The organism is Erwinia sp. ErVv1 (assembly GCF_900068895.1).
Taxonomy (GTDB): domain Bacteria; phylum Pseudomonadota; class Gammaproteobacteria; order Enterobacterales; family Enterobacteriaceae; genus Erwinia.
Genome location: NZ_CDPK01000014.1, coordinates 76,357 through 95,552, shown reverse-complemented (window position 1 = coordinate 95,552; position 19,196 = coordinate 76,357). Strand labels below are relative to the sequence as shown.

Sequence of the window (19,196 nt, the reverse complement as noted above, 5' to 3'; positions counted from 1 at the left end):
CGGCTAATCTGCTCCGCAACACCGCCTTCTGGCTGCGGAGTGGTCTGTAAGTAGTCTGGCACTGAGCAATATCAGAACCTGCTTCAGTGCCATGGTTTAACATCGCTTTCTTGTCGCAGAGTAGGCCTTTAGTTCCGGCGAAGGTACAGGCAAACCCGCTTCGTCGGAGATAGGATTACCTGTCGAAAGTTAGTTGAACAGAGCGGGGAGTGAAGGGTTTTTTAGCAGCGACAACAAAGCCAGAGGCCAGGCGGGGAGCGTTGGCTTAGCGGACCGTCGAGCGCAGGGATGCGCGAGCCGAGCCCACACGGACGTGCTTGCGGCGTGTCCGCGTGACAACGGTCCCCNCGTCGAGCGCAGGGATGCGCGAGCCGAGCCCACACGGACGTGCTTGCGGCGTGTCCGCGTGACAACGGTCCCCGCAGGGCTTTGCACCGGGTCCCCGCAACAACAGCAAACGTCAAAATTGCCAGAACGTGCTTGCGGCGTGTCCGCGTGACAACGGTCCCCGCAGGGCTTTGCCCCGGGTCCCCCGCAACAACAGCAAACGTCAAAATTGCCAGAACGTGCTTGCGGCATGTCCGCGTGGCAAGGGTTTCCGCAGGGCTATGCACCGGGCCCCCGCAACGACATAGGTGACGAAAAAACGGGTTTCGATGCAGCACAACAGTTGCACATCGTTCTTATTAAGAAAGAGAGTAGGGCCTGGCAGGGAGAAGTGTATGAATGGAAAACGCTATAAAAGATAAGGCGGTTTGCACCGCCTTATCATCACTTACTGGATCGTACGCTTATTACTTACTCATACGCTTGTATTTGATGCGCTTTGGCTCCAGCGCGTCAGCGCCCAGCGTGCGCTTCTTATACTCTTCGTATTCGGTAAAGTTACCTTCGAAGAATTCGATATTGCCTTCATCCTGATAATCCAGAATATGCGTGGCAATACGATCCAGGAACCAGCGGTCATGCGAGATGACCATCGCGCAGCCTGGGAACTCCAGCAGGGCGTTTTCCAGCGCGCGCAGGGTTTCGATATCCAGGTCGTTTGTCGGTTCATCCAGCAGCAGCATGTTGCCGCCAACCTGCAGCAGCTTCGCCAGGTGCAGACGGCCACGCTCGCCGCCGGAGAGTTCACCCACGCGCTTGCCCTGATCCACGCCTTTAAAGTTAAAGCGACCGACATAGGCACGGCTCGGCATTTCCGTGGTGCCAATACGCATAATATCCTGACCGCCGGACACTTCTTCCCACACGGTTTTGGAATTATCCATGCTGTCGCGGAACTGATCGACCGAAGCCAGCTTCACGGTATCACCCAGCACAATGCTGCCGGAGTCAGGCTGCTCCTGACCGGACATCATGCGGAACAGGGTGGATTTACCGGCACCGTTGGGACCGATGATGCCAACGATGGCCCCCTTCGGCACTGAAAAGGTAAGGTCATCGATCAGCAGGCGATCGCCATACGATTTGCGCAGGTTGCTCACCTCGACCACCTTATCGCCCAGGCGCGCGCCCGGTGGAATAAAGAGTTCGTTAGTTTCGTTACGCTTCTGATAGTCGGTGTTATTCAGCTCTTCAAAGCGCGCCAGACGGGCTTTGCCTTTGGACTGGCGGCCCTTTGCCCCCTGACGCACCCACTCCAGCTCTTTCTCAATCGACTTGCGACGAGCCGCTTCGCTTGATGCTTCCTGCGCCAGACGCGCGTCTTTCTGCTCCAGCCAGGAAGAGTAGTTGCCTTCCCACGGGATACCTTCGCCGCGGTCCAGCTCAAGGATCCAGCCCGCCACGTTATCAAGGAAGTAACGGTCATGGGTGATCGCCACCACGGTGCCTTCAAAGTCGTGCAGGAAGCGCTCCAGCCACGCCACGGATTCAGCATCCAGGTGGTTTGTTGGCTCATCCAGCAGCAGCATATCGGGTTTTTCCAGCAGCAGGCGGCACAGGGCGACGCGGCGACGCTCACCGCCGGAGAGGTTAGCGATTTTCGCATCCCAGTCCGGCAGGCGCAGCGCATCGGCAGCGCGCTCAAGCTGGGTATTCAGGTTGTGACCATCATGGGCCTGAATAATCTCTTCCAGGCGACCCTGCTCGGCAGCCAGCTTATCGAAGTCTGCATCTTCTTCAGCGTAGAGTGCGTAAACCTCATCAAGACGCTTCAGCGCGCCGACCACTTCCGCCAGCGCTTCCTCAACGGATTCGCGAACGCTGTGTTCCAGGTTCAGCTGCGGCTCCTGTGGCAGATAGCCGATTTTCAGGCCAGGCTGCGGGCGCGCTTCCCCTTCGATATCTGTATCAATGCCGGCCATGATGCGCAGCAGGGTGGATTTACCTGCGCCGTTCAGACCGAGCACGCCAATTTTGGCACCCGGGAAAAAGCTCAGGGAGATGTTTTTAAGAATATGACGCTTCGGCGGAACCACTTTGCCGACGCGATGCATGCTATAGACGAATTGAGCCACGTAGGATGAGCCTCTTGGTGTCTGTGTTTGAATTGGGGCAGTATGCCGCCCGCTCAGACGGCAAGTTTAGCGGGTTTCCCGGGGTAATCACAGCCCGGGAGCCGGGGATTATCCCCCCTGGCCATTCAGTATCACGATGCCCAGCTGTGCCAGCCGCTGATTCAGCCTCGCGGGCGGCGCTTCGTCGCTTACCAGCGTATCGAACGCGCTGAGTTCGCCAATGCGCGCAGGCAGCACTTTGCCAAACTTACTGCTGTCCGCCAGCAGGATTTTATGACTGGCCCGCTGCAACGCCTGATGCTTCATTGGCAGTTCATTCAGGTTATAGCAGGTGGCGCCCTGAACATCATCAATACCGGCGGCGGAGATAAAGGCCTTGCCCGGACAGAGACTGTCCATCACCGAACCCGAGCCAAGCGGCGTGAAGAGGGCGTTATCAGCGTGAAACTCCCCGCCGTTGAGGATCACCCGGCAGGCCGGTTTCTCTTTCAGCGCCAGGAAGGTGTTCATCGCGCAGCAGATGGCGGTAAAGGCCAGCTGGTTATCAATGGCGTCGACCACCCACGGCATGGTGGTGCCACAGTCGAAAAAGACCGTATCGCCCGGCTCAATCAGCGCGGCGGCCAGCTGTCCGAGACGCCGTTTCTTGTCGACATTTTGTGCCTGCTGATCGGAAACGAAGTAGTGGCCCTGGTGACTTTTTGGATCGCTGACGATATAGCCGCCCAGCAGCACCACCATGGCGGAAGGTTCGCTCAGATCGCGCCGGACGGTCATCTCCGAGACGCCCAGCAGCTGCGCTGCATCCTTCAGATGGATCTTGTCGGTCCGCTTTAGCGCCTGCGCCAGCCTGTTAATGCGCTCGTCACGCCGGGTTTCCATACTCATCACTCCTGGATCAATCAGTTAATATCCCTCGCCGCCGTGATGTGACCTTAAATGTTGCCACGCCGGAGCCGACATCGGTGGAAGAGGACAAGAGCGCCCCTGAGATCGCGATAAATTTCCCATAATTTAAGGGCTTGCATCGCGTAGAGCAGACAGGCTGTCAATATTACCTTCAATGAGATCGCGCCGCAAACCTCACGAACTGACGACATCTGCTTTTTTGAGACGAATACTGGTCGGCAGGGGCGGTGTGGGCTGTACGATCCCCGCCCCCGGGCCTGTCAGCCTGTTCAGATCGACGTATCAATTGTTAAAATAATAACATTTTTTCAACGACGTCAATGCCCTTATTCTCAGTTTTATCCGGATTTTCCCGATGAGACGGGTGTCACATTTTTAACATATCTCGGTTGTTATTGTTAGTTTTACAACATTAAATGATCGTACTTTACAGGGGAGAAATGTGATGGATATTGCCGTCATCGGTTCAAATATGGTCGATCTGATTACCTATACCAATACGATGCCAAAGGCCGGTGAAACGCTTGAGGCCCCCGACTTCGCGCTGGGCTGCGGCGGGAAAGGGGCAAATCAGGCGGTTGCCGCCGCAAAGCTGGGGGCGAAAGTGATGATGGTCAGCAAGGTGGGCGAGGATCTTTTTGCTGAGAATACCATCAGAAATTTACAGCAGTTTGGCGTGGATACGCAGCATGTCACCGTCGCACCCGGTACCTCCAGCGGCGTAGCGCCGATCTTTGTGGACGAGCAGTCGCAAAACCGCATTTTGATCATTAAAGGTGCCAACGATCGGCTAACACCCGCCGATATTGACGCCGCCGCAGAGGAACTTAAGGCCTGCCGCCTGCTGGTGCTCCAGCTGGAAATCCCGCTGCCGACGGTTTACTACGCCATTACCTTTGCGCGTCAGCACGGTATTCAGGTGATCCTTAACCCGGCACCCGCCGTGGCCGGACTGGATATTGACTACGCCTGTCAGTGCGATTTTTTTATGCCAAACGAGACGGAGCTGGAGATCCTCACCGGTCTGCCGGTGAGCAGCGACGATGAGGTGCTGCGTGCCGGGCAGATGCTGCTTGGACGCGGGCTGAAGAACCTAATCATTACCCTGGGCAGCCGGGGATCGGTCTGGATGCAGGGTGACGAGGTTTATCGCGTTGCGCCGGTGCCCGTTCAGGCGGTCGACACCAGCGGGGCCGGTGACGCCTTTATTGGCTGCTTCGCGCACTTTCTGATCCAGCACGGCGATATTCCGCGCGCAATGCAGTCTGCATCGGCCTTCGCCGCCTGTAGCGTAACCGGTCGGGGCACGCAGCGGTCATACCCTGATGCCGACGCCTTCCACCGTTTTCTCACCGCTTAACTGAGGATTCGCCATGCACCAGAACATTGTCCAGCAGCCTGACGGCTACTTAAATAAAACGCCGCTGTTTCAGTTTATTCTGCTCTCCTGCCTGTTCCCGCTGTGGGGATGTGCTGCCAGCCTGAATGATATTTTGATTACCCAGTTCAAAAGCGTGTTCGCGCTGAGCGACTTTGCCAGCGCGCTGGTGCAGAGTGCCTTTTACGGCGGTTATTTCCTGATTGCGATACCGGCTTCGCTGGTGATCCGCAGCAGCAGCTATAAAGTTGCCATCCTGTTGGGACTGGCGCTCTATATTGCAGGCTGCGTGCTGTTTTATCCCGCCTCGCATATGGCGACCTATACCATGTTCCTGGCGGCCATCTTTGCCATCGCCATCGGGCTGAGCTTTCTGGAGACGGCAGCCAACACCTACAGCTCAATGATAGGCCATCGCGATCGCGCCACGCTGCGCCTTAACGTCAGCCAGACCTTTTATCCCGTTGGCGCGCTGATGGGCATTGTGCTGGGGAAATATCTGGTTTTTCAGGATGGCGACAGCCTGCACAGCCAGATGGCGGGCATGGACGCCGGGCAGCTGCATCAGTTCCGCCTGGCGATGCTGGAGCATACGCTGGCACCCTACAAATATCTGGTAATGGTGCTGGTGGTAATGATGGTGCTGTTTCTGCTGACGCGCTATCCGCACTGTAAACCGGCAAGCGTCGGCAGGGCGCGCCCGTCGCTGGGAGAAACCTTTCGCTATCTGGCGAACAATCGCCACTTTAAGCGCGGGATTATTACCCAGTTCCTTTATGTCGGCATGCAGGTGGCGGTGTGGTCGTTTACCATTCGTCTGGCGCTGAACCTGGGCGCAGCGAATGAACGTCATGCCTCTAACTTTATGATTTACAGCTTTATCTGCTTCTTTATCGGCAAGTTTGTCGCCAATTTTCTGATGACCCGCTTTCGCGCCGAGAAGGTGCTAATCGCCTATTCGGTGGTGGGCGTTGCCACGCTACTCTATGTGATGCTGGTGCCAAACTTTACCGCCGTTTATGCCGCCGTGTTTGTCAGCGTGCTGTTTGGTCCCTGCTGGGCGACGATTTACGCCGGTACGCTGGCGACGGTCGACAATAAATATACCGAGGTGGCCGGTGCCTTTATCGTGATGGCTATCGTGGGGGCGGCCTTCGTGCCCGCGCTACAGGGGCTGGTGTCCGATCGGCTGGGATCGATGCAGCTGGCTTTTGGCGTCTCGCTGCTGTGCTTTGCCTGGGTAGGCTTTTACTTCTGGGGTGAGTTGCGCTTCAAAAAACAGCCCGTTGCAGGCGGCGATCTGGCTAAGGGGGCGTTATGACCACACGTTTGCCGCTGACCCCCGCGCTGTTTTCCGCGACGCCGCGCGTGCTGTTGGAAAACCCCGCATTCACCGTTGAGCTGTTCCGCTTCCCCTCGGGAATTGAGGCGGTGAAGCTGGAAAACAGCCGGGGATCGCTTATCGTGCTGCCGTTTTATGGTCAGATGATTTGGGACGCGGTGTTTGACGGGCGCTCTCTGACCATGGGCAGCGGCTTTACGCAGCCGCTGCCGGGTAACAATATTATTGATACCTACGGCTGTTTTGCTTTCCATTCCGGCCTGCTGAGCAACGGCTGTCCGGCCCCGGAGGACGATCATCCCCTGCATGGCGAAATGGCCTGCGCGCGAATGGACAGCGCCTGGCTGGAGCTGGATGAGGAACGGTTAACGCTGCGGGGGGAGGTGGAATATATCAAAGGGTTTGGACACCACTACCGCGCCGCACCGGCGGTAACGCTGCTGGCCGGGAAGCCGCGCCTTGAGATAGCGATGAAGGTGACTAACCTCTCAGGCAACCCGATGCCGTTACAGTATATGTGTCATATGAACTATGCGTGGGTGGATAACGGCGTCTTTCGCCAGAGTATTCCGCAGGAGGCTTTTCAACTGAGAACCAGTATTCCGGGCCACGTTCACCCGACGGCCAGCTGGCTGGACTACACGCGACAGCTGGCGAGCGCGCCTGCGGAATTTGACGGGCTGAGCCGCCCCGAAATGTGCGATCCGGAGATAGTCTTCTTTGCCGATAATCTTGCGCAGTATGGCGAAAGCGCGGAGTTCAGCGTGCAATCGCCGCAGGGTTACGGCTTTAGCACGCGGTTTGCTACCGCGCAGTTTCCCCACGCGACGCGCTGGATATTGCATAACGCCGACCAGCAGGTAGCCGCCTTTGTGCTTCCCGCCACCTGTCGTCCCGAGGGGTTTCTGGCCGCGAAGCAGGCGGATACGCTTATTCTACTGGCACCCGGCGAACAGCGGGACTTCAGGGTGGACACCGGCATGATGGAGACGGCACCCCCGCGATAAGTCTGCGCGCGCTTCACGTCTCGTAGCGCCCCGGTCAGCTTTGTCGTTTTTCACTGCCGGAAAGCGCCAGCGTCGGGCTGCCTTTCCGCGCCACCGCGTTAGTCGGAACGGTGATGCTTTGCGGCAGCGTTCCGAGCAATGCAGGGATAATCACGTCGTGGCGGTGAATCATCGAGTGATGGTTTTCCGCCAGCGGGATGACCCGTAGATGAGGGCAGACCTGGCCCAGACCGTTATCGCTGAGTGCCAGAACCTTACTGCCATCCGCCGTTCCCGATTCGCTGAGATCGACAAACTGGGTGGCTTTAAACAGCGTAACGCGGGTGGCGTTGAGGGGGCCGCTAAGTGCCTGAGCATTCATGTTTAACTCAGTCTCTTCCGCCTGAATCGCGCGTTTCACCGCCACCTCGTCCAGACCGATGGCCGAAAGTAAGGTCGCCAGCATACCGGGCGCAATCTGCTGATGTACATCGCAGCGATAAAGCGTATCCAGCAGGCAGACGTGAATATGGCGATAGCCGAGCTGTTCCAGCTGCACGGCCATCTCCAGCGCAATCAGGCCGCCCAGCGACCAGCCAAGCAGGTTTACCGGACGATCGACGGGCAGCCCCTGCTGCTGAATATGCTGTAGATAGTAACTGGCCAGTGCGGCCAGGGTGGGAATATGTGGCCGGTTAAACAGGTTGTAGTTGCTTACCCCGGTGACGTTCATCTCTCCCTCAAGGCGCGTAGCCAAATCCTGATAAATCTCGCAGCCGACGGCTGCGGGATGCACCGTCCACAGGGTATCCTTCGCCCGATGCTGATTCAGCGGCTGCAACAGGCTAAAGCCCGCTAAAGGCGGTGCGGGCTGCGGTGCGTAGTTATCGGCGCTGATGCCGCAGGCTTCCGGATCCTGCCCGTTCCGCGCCAGGAAAGCAGCCTGCGCGCGCAGGGTGGTATGGGCGTAAAGCGCTTTCATATCTATCTTCAGCCCCTGACGCTTAAGACGCATCATCAGCTGTATGCCATGCAAAGAGTGGCCGCCCAGCTCAAAGAAATCATCGTCAAGGCCGGGAGCGGGCACCTCCAGCAGATCGGCCCAGTGCACCGCGAGGATGCGCTCCTGTTCGGTGACGGCGGGCTGATAAACTTTTTTCTCCGCACCCGCGAGCGTGGGCGGGGGAAGCGCCCGGCGATCCAGCTTGCCGTTGGGTGAAAGCGGCAGCGCTGCCAGCGGAACAATGCAGGCCGGGATCATAAAGCTCGGTAGCGAGCGGCTCAGTTGCTCCCGCCACTGGCCTGCATTCGCCGCTTCCGTCGTGGCCACCCAGGCCACCAGGCGCTTGTCGCCCTGGCGATCGTCACAGGCCAGCACCACCGCATCGTCAACGCCCTGACAGCCGCGCAGCGCCTGCTCGATCTCGCCCAGTTCGATGCGCAGCCCGTGAATTTTCACCTGAAAATCATTGCGTCCCAGGTACTCAATACTGCCATCCTCCAGCCAGCGTGCCAGGTCGCCGGTTTTATAGAGTCTTGCCCCGGCGGCGTCGCTAAACGGATCGGGGATAAAGCGTTCCCGGCTGAGCGCTTCGCGGTTCAGGTAACCCCGTGCGACCTGGATACCGCCAATATGCAGCTCACCGCTGACGCCCGGCGGTACGGGCTGTAGCCGGGCATCCAGAATATAGAGGCGGGTATTGGCCACCGGTTTTCCTATTGGTACCCGCGGGCGGGGATCGTCTGACCGGCAGTGCCAGAAGGAGACGTCAACCGCCGCCTCGGTTGGCCCGTACAAATTGTGTAGCTCAGCCAGCGGCAGCTGATGATGAAAGCGCTTAACGGCAGCCAGCGGCAGCGCTTCCCCGCTACAGAAGACGCGTTGCAGTCGGGCGCACTCTGACATCACGCCGTGACGCAGAAACAGCTGGAGCATGGAGGGGACAAAATGCAGCGTAGTCACCCTGCACCGGGAAATAATGTCGCTCAGATACGCCGGATCCTGGTGGCCGCCCGGTTTGGCGATGGCCAGGCGGGCACCCGCCATCAGCGGCCAGAAAAACTCCCACACCGAGACGTCAAAGCTAAAAGGGGTCTTCTGTAGCACGGTATCTTGCGACGTCAGGCGATAGGTTTCCTGCATCCATAGCAGCCGGTTCATGACCGCCAGATGCTCGTTCATCACGCCCTTTGGCTTGCCGGTCGAGCCGGAAGTATAGATAACATAGGCCAGCGATCGCTGCGTATCCGGCAGGATATCGGGCAGGTTGGTCACCGATCTTCCCCGCCAGTTCTGTCTGTCTCTCTGCACATGCAGCGTCTTCAGGCTGCCATCCAACAGACCGCTTAGCGCCCGTTGTCCGGCATCGTCGATCAGCAGACATTTTGCGCCACAGTCGGTCAGCATATGCTGGAGGCGATCCGCCGGATAATCGGGGTCGAGCGGGACGTAAGCGCCACCTGACTTCAGAATAGCCAGCAGCGCCACCACCATTTCTGCACTTCGCTCGACGCACAGCGCGACGCGATCGTCTGCCTTAATCCCGCCGTCGCGCAGGTATTCGGCCAGCTGGTTGGCGCGTTGGTTGAGCGCGGCGTAGCTTAGCGTATCCACGTCTCCACAAAGCGCCACAGCCTGCGGCGTCAGTGCCACCTGGCGTTCAAAATAGCGGTGAATACCCTGGGGAAAGTGCCACGGCTGCGCGGTATCGTTCCACAGATTTAGGATACTGTGCTGCTCCGACGGCAGCAGCAGGGGCAGCAGCGCCATGGGCTGCTCCGGCGGGGCATCCAGTATCGCCGCGATCAGGTGCAGCAGACGGTCGGCAATACGCTCACCTTCGTCCCGGCTGAACCAGGCCTCGTTAGCGTTGCACTCCAGCACCGGATCGTCACCGGGGTGGTAGTGGCGCAGATAAACGGCCAGCGGCGTCTGCTCGTAGCCGTGTTGTAAGGCCTCGACCTTAAGTGGGCTACCGTTCAGCTCGATGTCGGTGGGAAAGGTTTCCAGTGAAAAGCTCAAATCGTACAGCTGGCGCCGCCCCTGCTGACTCAGTCGCAGTTCGCGATTAAGCTCAGCGATCGGAAAACGCTGATGGCGATAGCTGCGCCGCAGTTCGCCTGCGACCTGCTTTACCAGCGTAGAAAAAGGATTAGCGGTGTTGGTATCCAGTCTTACCGGGATCATGGAGGAGAACATACCCAGCGTCTGTTTGTGCCTGGCGCGGTTATGCACCGGCACGCCGAGCGTCACCGCCTCCGTTTGCCACTGGCGCGAAAACCAGCAGGCGATCAGCGCACTGAGAAAGTGCATCGGCGAGGCGCCATACCGGTGTGCATACTCCGTCAACTGCTGATAACGTGCCAGGGTGAGTCGCCGGGTAATCTGCGCGCTCGGCCAGGCGTTGTTTTCCTCAAAGCCGCTGCGGCGTTCCAGCAGCGAGGGTGGGGCATTGTTAAAGCGAGTCAGCCACCATTCACGGTCACGTGCGTAGCGGGAGGAGGTGAGATAGGCGCCATCTTCAATAATAAATTGCGCGTAATTTTTTGAATCATCTGCGCAAGAGGGGTCCCCCCTTAGCAGCGCCTTATAGCGGGCGATAATTTTTTTGCTTAGCAGAGATACCGACGTGCCATCCGCTATTATGTGATGGCTGTTAATAGACCATATAAATTCTGTGGTATTCGTTTTAATTAAACTCGTTCGCCAGAGGCGTTGGTTATAAAGAGAAAAGGGTTTAATAAACGTTGCCTGCGTGAGCGACCGTGCTACCTCTTCAGGATTATCATCCTGACTGACGTCATGGTATTCCAGATAAGAGGCGTCATTACGAATAAAGGTTTGGGTAACGTCGCTTTCACTTTCCTTAAGCGTGATTTGTAACGCATCATGCTGTTCTGCTACCTCCATTATTGCTTTACATAATAATGGGATATCCAGCTTGCCCTCAATAAGCCACCGGGCACCGATATTGTAGCAGGGCGTATCGGATGTAAGCAGCTGGTCCAACCATACAGCCTGCTGCACGGAAGTTAAAGGATAGTAAGACATAAGCGAACCTCCATTTAAGGATAGTAAAATAAAAACGGTTACCGGCAGGCCAGTATATAAATACCTGGAAACTATAATACACATTTAAAGGTATTTCGTTATGCGTTTATTTTAATTACTTTTAGGTATTATAACTTTTGTCTTGAGATAGTAATCTTAATATCTAAAAACCTTATCTTAAATGTGGTTTATTTTTTTCATCTGCGATTAGTGTTTGTTTTTATTTAGAGATTGGCGTTTTATTAAGAGATGGTAATTTAATTATCCCTGATAATTAACTTTTATTGTTTTAATTCATCTATAAGTGCGATTTTATCCAATGAAATATCCGGGACAATTTAGGCAGTTCTCCGTCCGCACGACGGGGGGATCTTGCAGTCAGAAGGACCAGTCCTTCCTGAACTGACCCCTTCTGCACCTGGTACACCAGACGCCCGCAGAAATGAGTAGCGTAAATTTTTCTGCATTACATAGCGGGACGGCTCCAGCCTGGTTAGCATGAAGGGAGCGATTCAGTGTTCAGGACAAAGAGAGGCGTAAACGTGAGGAAAGTCATGGTCGACAAATGGAAGTTTTGGATAGTAGGCGCCTGTTTAACCGCTATTACCGGCATGGCACAGGCGGATTCGCTGGATGCGCAGCGCAGCCGCTACCAGCAAATTAAGCAGGCCTGGGACAGCAAACAGATGGACAGAGTGGCGGAGCTGATGCCAACGCTGCGCGATTATCCGCTCTATCCCTATCTGGAGTACCGTGAACTGACGCAGAACCTGGACCAGCAAAGCGGCTTCGTCGTCGAGGCGTTTATCAAAAAATATCCCACGCTGCCGCCGGTGCGTTCGCTCTCCGCCCGCTTTATCAACGAGCTGGCCTATCGTCAGGACTGGCGAGGCCTGCTGGTGTTCAGTCCCGACGAGCCAAAGCCGGTAGCGGCGCGCTGTAACTGGTACTACGCCAAATGGGCGACAGGCCAGCAGCAGGTGGCCTGGCAGGGGGCGAAATCTATCTGGCTGCGGGGAACCTCGTTGCCCTCCGCCTGCGACAAACTTTTTAGCGCCTGGCAGGCCGCCGGCGAGCAAACGCCGATTACCACCCTGGCGCGCATCCGCCTGGCGATGAAAGAGGGTAATACCAGCCTGGTGAACGCCCTGGCGAAGCAGCTGCCTGGCGATTATCAGACCATGGCGAACGCCGTTATGGATCTGCAAAATAATCCTGCCAGCGTGGAAAGTTTTGCCCGGACGGTGGGACCCACTGACTTTACCCGCCAGGCGACGGCCATTGCCTTTGCACGCGTAGCGCGTGAGGATGCTGAAAACGCCCGGGCGATGATCCCCTCGCTGGTGCGCCTGCAAAAAATGAGCGAGAGCGATGAGCAGGATCTCAACGAGGCGGTTGCCTGGCGTCTGATGGGTAATGACATCACCTCTGAGCAGGCTCGCTGGCGGGACAATGTGGTGATGCGCAGCGAGTCTACCTCCCTGATTGAGCGGCGAGTCAGAATGTCGCTGGGCAATAACGACCGACGCGGTATGAATACCTGGATTGCCCGCCTGCCGCTGGAAGCGAAGCAAAAAGATGAGTGGCAGTACTGGCAGGCCGATCTGCTGCTGGAGCAGGGGCGGAAAGAAGAAGCGGAAACAATCCTGCATGGACTGATGAAGGCGCGCGGATTCTATCCGATGGTGGCCGCGCAAAGGCTGGGTGAAACCTACCCGCTGCAGATTGATCAGGCCGCCTCACCGGACGCTGCCCTGACCACTGGAACAGAAATTTCCCGCGTAAGGGAGCTGATGTACTGGGGAATGGATAACCTGGCCCGAATGGAGTGGAGCTATCTGGTGGCCAGCAAAAACAGCGGCCAGCAGCAGCAGCTGGCCCGCTTTGCGCGCGAGCAAAACTGGTGGGATCTGAGCGTTCAGGCGACCATTACCGGCAAGCTGTGGAACAGCTTACAGGAGCGTTTCCCGCTGGCTTATCAGGAGCAGTTCCAGCGCTATGGGGTCGGCAAAGCGCTACCCATCAGCTATGCAATGGCGATTGCCCGCCAGGAGAGCGCGTGGAATCCTAAGGCACACTCCCCGGTCGGCGCCGCCGGTCTGATGCAGGTTATGCCCGCGACCGCACAGCATACGGTGAAAAGCTACAGCCTGCCCGGCTACAGCAACAGCAGCCAGCTGCTGGATCCTGAAACCAGTATTCAGATCGGCATGCAGTATCTGGAGTCGGTGTATCAACAGTTTGGTGAGAACCGGATATTTTCTTCGGCGGCCTATAATGCAGGCCCGTCCCGCGTCAGAACCTGGCTGGGGAACAGTGCAGGGCGGCTGGATGCGGTAGCATTTATTGAGACGATACCCTTTTCTGAAACCCGGGGTTATGTCAAAAATGTGCTGGCCTACGATGCTTACTATCGGCATTTGATGAGCAAGCCCGATAAAATCCTGTCGGACGCGGAGTGGCAGCGGCGCTACTGATCTGTAAAGGGGTATGTTATGCTGCTGTACTAGTTTATGAGTATGGGCCTGACATGACCGATTCTTCTGTTCCCGTTACGGCGGAGCCACATAACGAAGAGTGGCAGCGTTTCGTCGCGCTGCTACAGCGCGCCTTCAACCAAAATCTGCATTTGCCGCTTCTGCAGCTGATGCTGACGCCCGACGAGCGTGAGTCACTCGGCACGCGCCTGCGCATTATTGAAGAGCTGATGCGGGGTGAACTGAGCCAGCGTGAGTTGAAAAACGATCTGGGCGTCGGTATCGCGACGATAACGCGGGGATCTAACAGCCTGAAAAGCGCGCCCCCCGCGCTGAAGGGCTGGCTGGAGGCAGAACTGCTATCAGACTCAGATAAGCTCTGAATCGACATCTTCAGATGAGCTCTGAATCGGCATTTTCAGATTAGCTCTGAATCGGCATTTTCAGATTAGCTCTGAATCGGCATCGTCGGCGGGCTTCATTTGATAGACGTCGTTATGAAAAGGGCATAATGCCAGAATCAGCGCCTGATGGTAGACGCTGGTTCTGCTCAGCAGTCCGGCGGTAAAAGCGCCAATCGCGCCGCCTTTTTGTTTGATATTATCAATACCCGTCAGACGGGCCATCTCCTCACCCAGTTCGCGACCCTGCGCAATGCCTTTCAGTACCACTGCTGGCAGGGTAAAGCTGGCTGAACGCGATTCGCCACGAAGCTTATGGTTTTCAATCACCATCCACGCGAAAGCGCTGTCGTCTTCTATTCCGGCCTCAATAGCGACCCAAAAATCGGCTTCAGGTCTGACCTGGCGGGCATTCATCACGCGATGACGTGCGCCAGTTCTCGTTTCAGCATTTGTAAGCGGCTGGGCAGCCACGCCGCTGTCGACCTCTACCCCTTCAATATGGCAGGATCCTTCACCGTAGATATCGCTGAATGCCTGAGAAATTGCCTTAATTTTTGCTGGATTAATGGTAGCGGCGACAACATGGTACATAATTGATTGAACCCTTTACGTAATTTTTTTGCAGTATAACGGAAAATAGCATGCTACAGGTTTATCTTGTTCGTCACGGAGAAACGCTATGGAATGCGGCGCGCCGCATTCAGGGACAGTCAGACAGCGCGCTGACGGATAAGGGAGAGTATCAGGCCCGCCAGGTGGGCGAGCGCGTCAAACACGTCGGCATCACCCATGTTATCGCCAGCGATTTAGGCCGTACTCAGCGCACCGCTGAAATTATTGCCCACGCCTGCGGCTGCGACGTTACGCTCGATCCACGCCTGCGTGAGCTAAATATGGGCGTACTGGAGCAGCGCCCTATCGACCATCTGACGGAAGAGGAGGAGGGCTGGCGCAAAGCGCTGGTCAACGGCACCGTAAATGGCCGTATCCCCCAGGGGGAATCTATGGCGGAGATGGCGGCTCGAATGCATGACGCGCTTAATGCCTGTCTTGAACTGCCCGCCGGCAGTCGCCCCCTGCTGGTCAGTCACGGTATGGCACTCGGCGTGCTGGTCAGCACGATCCTCGGGCTGCCCGCGCATGCGGAGCGTCGGCTGAGGCTGCGTAACTGTTCAATCTCACGTGTCGATCATCAGCAAAGCGACTGGCTGGCATCGGGCTGGATTGTGGAAACCGCAGGGGATATTTCACACCTGGATGCGCCCGCGCTGGATGAGTTACAGCGCTGATCGATAGCCCGCGCTGGATGAATTACAGCGCTGATTTATGGCGTGCGCTGAATGAATTACAGCGCTGATTGATGGCGTGCGCTGAATGAATTACAGCGCTGATTAATGGCGTGCGGTCAAAGATAACAGGGCGAATTATTTCGCCCTTATGCTATGTCGTTTGGGTTTCAGTGCGCGAACGGATAGGAATTAAGTATTCACAGCGTATATTTTTGGGCGGTTCTGACAGCTTCTTCCCGCCGTGGGTATAGAAGCGTTCGATATCCTGCCCGTGTCGGCGGGTCAGCTGTAGCGTAGGCATACAGGTGCCGTAAATTAACAGGATAAACTCCTGTAGATTGCTACGCGGGCCGTCATAGGTAAACTGCACATATTCCCCTGCTTCCAGCTGAACCTTCTGCGTAGACTGTAGCGGCTGCGACAGCTTGTCTGACGGCACCGCCGTGGTATAGAAGATCTCCTGCTCGTCATCCTTATCAATACTCGGACGTACCCTATGTAGCCCGTACAGGACCGGCGGCACCATATCCGTTTCGGCCAGGAACTGACGCCAGAAGTGCACGCGCATTTCGTCACGGTAGAAGGAAATTTGCTCCAGCGTACAGGTATAGCTTTGCGTCTGGCCGATAAGTTCGATGTCCGGCAGGGTAACGAAAGCGGCCTCAGGCAGGGCAAAGTCGCCCAGCCGGATAGGCGGGCGGAGGCCGAAAGCGTTCCAGTCTGCTGAACGGCGATACCAGGCTGGGGTCTGGTTAAACTGCTTTTTAAATGCGCGAGTGAATGTCTGCTGGGAGTCAAAGCGGTACTGGAGGGCAATATCCAGGATTGGCCGACTGGTCAGCCGCAGGGCAACTGCGGCTTTTGACAGACGCCGTGCCCGGATATACGCACCAATAGCGTGATCGGTAACTTCCTTGAACATTCTTTGCAGATGCCATTTCGAATAGCCTGCCTTAGCTGCAACATTGTCCAGCGACAGTGGCTGATCAAGGTGGCTTTCAAGCCAGACGAGCAAATCGCGAATGATACCGGCCTGATCCATATAAACGTCCTCATCCTGGTTCGGAGTAGTACTAAAGAAATGATGCGTTATGCCGCTGTTGACGCGCTATGCGTTGTTAATCGCTGCGGATGTGCTATACCAGAGCGCGTCAGGTTTTGTGGGCTGTCCCGGGCAGGTAATAGCCTGAGCTGATAACTTACAATGTCATCTATTTTCAACGCAATGGTAACGTTATGACAATGAAAAAATTGTTAATTATCACGTCTGTGATTTTTTCCTCCTTCGCCGCACAGGCGGAAGAAGTCGGGTCAGTGGATACGGTGTTTAAGATATTAGGCCCGGATCATAAAATCGTGGTCGAAGCTTTCGATGACCCCGATGTAAAAAATGTAACCTGTTATATCAGCCGGGCTAAAACCGGGGGCATTAAGGGCGGGCTGGGGCTGGCGGAAGATACCTCAGACGCGGCCATTTCCTGTCAGCAGGTGGGGCCCGTAGAACTCAGTGACAGCATTGCCCAGAATAAAGCTGAGGGCGAGGTGGTGTTTCGTAAACGTACGTCGCTGGTGTTCAAAAAATTACAGGTGGTGCGCTTTTATGACAAAAAGCGTAATACCCTGATTTATCTGAGCTATTCCGACAAAATCGTAAATGGTTCACCTAAAAATGCCCTGAGCGCCGTGCCTATTATGCCGTGGAACAAATGATCTGCAACAAAAAAAAGGGCCGGATAACCGGCCCTGTTCATCGCTAAAAGGGGGGATTCAGTCCTGAAGATCGCCGCAGAAACGATAGCCTTCACCGTGGATGGTGGCAATAATTTCTGGCGTATCCGGCGTGGATTCGAAGTGCTTACGAATACGACGAATGGTGACGTCAACGGTACGATCGTGAGGCTTCAGCTCGCGGCCGGTCATTTTCTTCAGTAGATCAGCGCGGGTCTGGATTTTGCCCGGGTTTTCGCAGAAGTGCAGCATGGCGCGGAATTCACTGCGCGGCAGCTTATACTGCTCTCCCTGCGGGCCCACCAGTGAGCGGCTGTTAATGTCCAGCTCCCAGCCGTTAAAGCGGTAGCTTTCGACCAGTTTGCGCTCTTCACTCTGCGGCGCAAGATTCATGGTACGCGATAGCAGGTTGCGGGCGCGTATGGTCAGCTCACGAGGGTTAAACGGTTTGGTGATGTAGTCATCCGCACCAATTTCCAGACCAAGGATTTTATCGACTTCGTTATCCCTTCCGGTCAGGAACATCAGTGCCACGTTAGCCTGTTCGCGCAGTTCACGCGCTAACAGCAGGCCATTTTTCCCTGGGAGATTGATATCCATAATCACCAGGTTGATGTCGTTCTCGGTCAGTATGTGGTGCATTTCAGCACCATCCGTAGCTTCATGAACCATGTAGCCTTCGGCCTCAAAAATACTTTTGAGAGTATTACGAGTAACTAATTCGTCTTCAACGATAAGTATGTGCGGGGTCTGCATGTGTTCGCTACCTAAAATTGCCAACAAAATCGAAACAGGGCATACAGCAGTTACACCGATCTGGATGTCGCACTCACGCTATCCGATGCGTAACCTCAGCTGTACAGAATGATGTGCAGGATATACTCATCCTCATCAGCATCGACCGGTTCCGCTGCCCCAGTAAGATGTCAGAACCTGCCGTAGCGGGGTCTGAAAAGGCGTATATCCTAACTGCATTAACAGTAACATAACAGTACTGGCCACTAACAATATGTAATAAAACAACGCTTAGTTGACTTATATCAAACCAAGTGTAGCACGTTAACCCTTTTGTGAAAAACTCTTAGCAGAATGCCAGCTTAGCTCACAATTATGCCTGTTTTTTCCTGATATCGGCGGCGGTAGCATCAGCCTGGCTCAATGACGTTTTAACATTTGCTATTGCTTTGATTTATAAGAATTTAATACCTGCTAACGTGGATTTATATATAAGAGTGGAACTAATTCAAGGCAGAACTGAGTTTGCTCCCTCTCGCACATGCCTGCGGATGTTGTTGGCTTGTTATTTATCATCACCTTTTATTTTTATGCGATCCTGTCACACTGCTATTCCTGTTGGATGAAAATTAAGGCCATTATGCATTTCCCTCTGATCCTTGTTTCCCCGGCCCGGGCTGAGAACGTTGGCGCCGCGGCGCGCGCCATGAAAACGATGGGTTTTGATACGCTGCGTATTGTTAATAGCGAGGCGCATCTGGACTCCGCGGCGCGCAGGGTGGCCCACGGTGCGGGAGATATTCTGGATAATGCCACCCACTGGGATTCGCTGGCGGCTGCGCTGCATGACATCGACTTTAGCGTGGCGACAACGGCCCGAAGCCGCGCACGATTCCACTATTACGCCACGCCTCAGCAGCTGCTGCCGCTGCTTGAGGAGAAGCAGCAGTGGGTTAACAGCATGGCGCTGGTGTTTGGACGCGAGGATACCGGCCTGACCAACGAAGAGCTGGCGCTGGTCGATGTGCTGACCGGTATTCCGATGGCGGCAGATTATCCCTCTTTAAACCTGGGCCAGGCGGTTATGGTTTACTGCTACCAGCTTTCCACGCTGCGTCAGGTCAGCGCCCGGCCAGAGATCGCGGCGGACGTGCATCAGCTGGCGGCGCTGCGGCAGCGCTGTGACGCGCTGCTTGAGCGGCTGGCGGTGAGCGACGATCGCAAGCTTGCCGACTGGCTGACGCAGCGCCTTGGCCTGCTGGCCCAGCGCGACAGTGCCATGCTGCATCGTCTGCTGCATGACATTGAAAAAAATCTTACAGATAAAAACGCTGATTAATTTTGCATTACCAGAAGGTGCTGCTGCTTTTTCCGTACGGGTTGAAAGATAAGCGCTGAGCCTGGGGTAAATCCCTGTGGCCTCCTCTCGTTGTCC

The 19,196-nt window shown here is 55.9% G+C and carries 14 protein-coding genes; 8 read left to right on the top strand and 6 right to left on the bottom strand.

All coding sequences use genetic code 11. The annotated features are described in order from the left end of the window. Positions 1-794 precede the first annotated feature (794 nt). Together ettA and deoR are read right to left on the bottom strand one after the other, a co-directional pair. A complete protein-coding gene (gene ettA, locus A1830_RS17340; protein WP_073981043.1) occupies positions 795-2,462 on the bottom strand; it encodes an energy-dependent translational throttle protein EttA in 1,668 nt (555 codons plus the stop codon). Between the two features lie 108 nt (positions 2,463-2,570). Then, positions 2,571-3,344: a DNA-binding transcriptional repressor DeoR gene (gene deoR / locus A1830_RS17335; RefSeq protein WP_067709174.1), complete on the bottom strand. Its 774-nt coding sequence runs from the start codon at positions 3,342-3,344 to the stop codon at positions 2,571-2,573. A 472-nt stretch (positions 3,345-3,816) separates the two neighbouring features. Here deoR and rbsK point away from each other — a divergent pair, with 472 nt between their 5' ends. The 3 genes from rbsK to A1830_RS17320 are packed head-to-tail and all read left to right on the top strand — an operon-like array spanning position 3,817 to position 7,098. Beyond that, positions 3,817-4,731 carry a ribokinase gene (rbsK, locus tag A1830_RS17330; protein WP_067709171.1) on the top strand — a complete coding sequence of 305 codons (915 nt, stop codon included), beginning with the start codon at positions 3,817-3,819 and terminating at the stop codon, positions 4,729-4,731. A 13-nt stretch (positions 4,732-4,744) separates the two neighbouring features. Continuing rightward, positions 4,745-6,070, top strand: a complete 1,326-nt coding sequence (fucP, locus tag A1830_RS17325) for an L-fucose:H+ symporter permease (RefSeq protein WP_067709169.1) — start codon at positions 4,745-4,747, stop codon at positions 6,068-6,070. Beyond that, positions 6,067-7,098 (top strand): aldose 1-epimerase family protein, encoded by a 1,032-nt coding sequence (locus tag A1830_RS17320; protein ID WP_067709166.1) that lies wholly within the window; start codon positions 6,067-6,069, stop codon positions 7,096-7,098. Before fucP ends, A1830_RS17320 begins: the two co-directional genes overlap by 4 nt. A 34-nt stretch (positions 7,099-7,132) precedes the next feature. Here A1830_RS17320 and A1830_RS17315 read toward each other — a convergent pair whose 3' ends face one another. Next, on the bottom strand, positions 7,133-11,128 hold the full coding sequence (locus A1830_RS17315) for a non-ribosomal peptide synthetase (RefSeq protein WP_067709164.1): 3,996 nt from the start codon (positions 11,126-11,128) through the stop codon (positions 7,133-7,135). 554 nt (positions 11,129-11,682) lie between these two features. Between A1830_RS17315 and sltY the strand changes: the two genes are divergently transcribed. Further along, positions 11,683-13,605, top strand: a complete 1,923-nt coding sequence (gene sltY, locus A1830_RS17310; protein WP_067709161.1) for a murein transglycosylase — start codon at positions 11,683-11,685, stop codon at positions 13,603-13,605. 53 nt (positions 13,606-13,658) lie between these two features. After that, entirely contained in the window at positions 13,659-13,988 is a 330-nt protein-coding gene (gene trpR, locus A1830_RS17305; protein ID WP_067709159.1) for a trp operon repressor, read from the top strand. Between the two features lie 60 nt (positions 13,989-14,048). Here the strand turns inward: trpR and yjjX are convergent, their stop codons facing one another. Next, the gene (gene yjjX / locus A1830_RS17300) at positions 14,049-14,600 is read right to left on the bottom strand and encodes an inosine/xanthosine triphosphatase (RefSeq protein ID WP_067709157.1); all 552 of its coding nucleotides are present in this window, start codon (positions 14,598-14,600) and stop codon (positions 14,049-14,051) included. A gap of 50 nt (positions 14,601-14,650) precedes the next feature. Between yjjX and gpmB the strand changes: the two genes are divergently transcribed. Then, the gene (gpmB, locus tag A1830_RS17295; RefSeq protein ID WP_067709154.1) at positions 14,651-15,298 is read left to right on the top strand and encodes a 2,3-diphosphoglycerate-dependent phosphoglycerate mutase GpmB; all 648 of its coding nucleotides are present in this window, start codon (positions 14,651-14,653) and stop codon (positions 15,296-15,298) included. A 151-nt stretch (positions 15,299-15,449) separates the two neighbouring features. On the opposite strand, the gene robA is transcribed toward gpmB, so the two are convergent. Beyond that, positions 15,450-16,340 carry an MDR efflux pump AcrAB transcriptional activator RobA gene (gene robA, locus A1830_RS17290; protein WP_067709151.1) on the bottom strand — a complete coding sequence of 297 codons (891 nt, stop codon included), beginning with the start codon at positions 16,338-16,340 and terminating at the stop codon, positions 15,450-15,452. 194 nt (positions 16,341-16,534) lie between these two features. Here robA and creA point away from each other — a divergent pair, with 194 nt between their 5' ends. Continuing rightward, a complete protein-coding gene (gene creA / locus A1830_RS17285; protein ID WP_067709149.1) occupies positions 16,535-17,008 on the top strand; it encodes a protein CreA in 474 nt (157 codons plus the stop codon). A gap of 57 nt (positions 17,009-17,065) precedes the next feature. On the opposite strand, the gene arcA is transcribed toward creA, so the two are convergent. After that, positions 17,066-17,782, bottom strand: coding sequence for a two-component system response regulator ArcA (arcA, locus tag A1830_RS17280; protein WP_067709147.1), 717 nt, complete (start codon positions 17,780-17,782; stop codon positions 17,066-17,068). A gap of 619 nt (positions 17,783-18,401) precedes the next feature. Here arcA and A1830_RS17275 point away from each other — a divergent pair. Next, positions 18,402-19,100, top strand: a complete 699-nt coding sequence (locus A1830_RS17275; RefSeq protein ID WP_067709185.1) for a tRNA/rRNA methyltransferase — start codon at positions 18,402-18,404, stop codon at positions 19,098-19,100. The last annotated feature ends 96 nt before the right edge of the window (positions 19,101-19,196 follow it).

What these genes read in the sequence shown, in the direction of transcription:
- deoR (WP_067709174.1), bottom strand. Translation starts at nt 3,344, where the DNA reads ATGGAAACCCGGCGTGACGAGCGCATTAACAGGCTGGCGCAGGCGCTA.
- rbsK (WP_067709171.1), top strand. Translation starts at nt 3,817, where the DNA reads ATGGATATTGCCGTCATCGGTTCAAATATGGTCGATCTGATTACCTAT.
- fucP (WP_067709169.1), top strand. Translation starts at nt 4,745, where the DNA reads ATGCACCAGAACATTGTCCAGCAGCCTGACGGCTACTTAAATAAAACG.
- A1830_RS17320 (WP_067709166.1), top strand. Translation starts at nt 6,067, where the DNA reads ATGACCACACGTTTGCCGCTGACCCCCGCGCTGTTTTCCGCGACGCCG.
- A1830_RS17315 (WP_067709164.1), bottom strand. Translation starts at nt 11,128, where the DNA reads ATGTCTTACTATCCTTTAACTTCCGTGCAGCAGGCTGTATGGTTGGAC.
- sltY (WP_067709161.1), top strand. Translation starts at nt 11,683, where the DNA reads ATGGTCGACAAATGGAAGTTTTGGATAGTAGGCGCCTGTTTAACCGCT.
- trpR (WP_067709159.1), top strand. Translation starts at nt 13,659, where the DNA reads ATGACCGATTCTTCTGTTCCCGTTACGGCGGAGCCACATAACGAAGAG.
- yjjX (WP_067709157.1), bottom strand. Translation starts at nt 14,600, where the DNA reads ATGTACCATGTTGTCGCCGCTACCATTAATCCAGCAAAAATTAAGGCA.
- gpmB (WP_067709154.1), top strand. Translation starts at nt 14,651, where the DNA reads ATGCTACAGGTTTATCTTGTTCGTCACGGAGAAACGCTATGGAATGCG.
- robA (WP_067709151.1), bottom strand. Translation starts at nt 16,340, where the DNA reads ATGGATCAGGCCGGTATCATTCGCGATTTGCTCGTCTGGCTTGAAAGC.
- creA (WP_067709149.1), top strand. Translation starts at nt 16,535, where the DNA reads ATGACAATGAAAAAATTGTTAATTATCACGTCTGTGATTTTTTCCTCC.
- arcA (WP_067709147.1), bottom strand. Translation starts at nt 17,782, where the DNA reads ATGCAGACCCCGCACATACTTATCGTTGAAGACGAATTAGTTACTCGT.
- A1830_RS17275 (WP_067709185.1), top strand. Translation starts at nt 18,402, where the DNA reads ATGCATTTCCCTCTGATCCTTGTTTCCCCGGCCCGGGCTGAGAACGTT.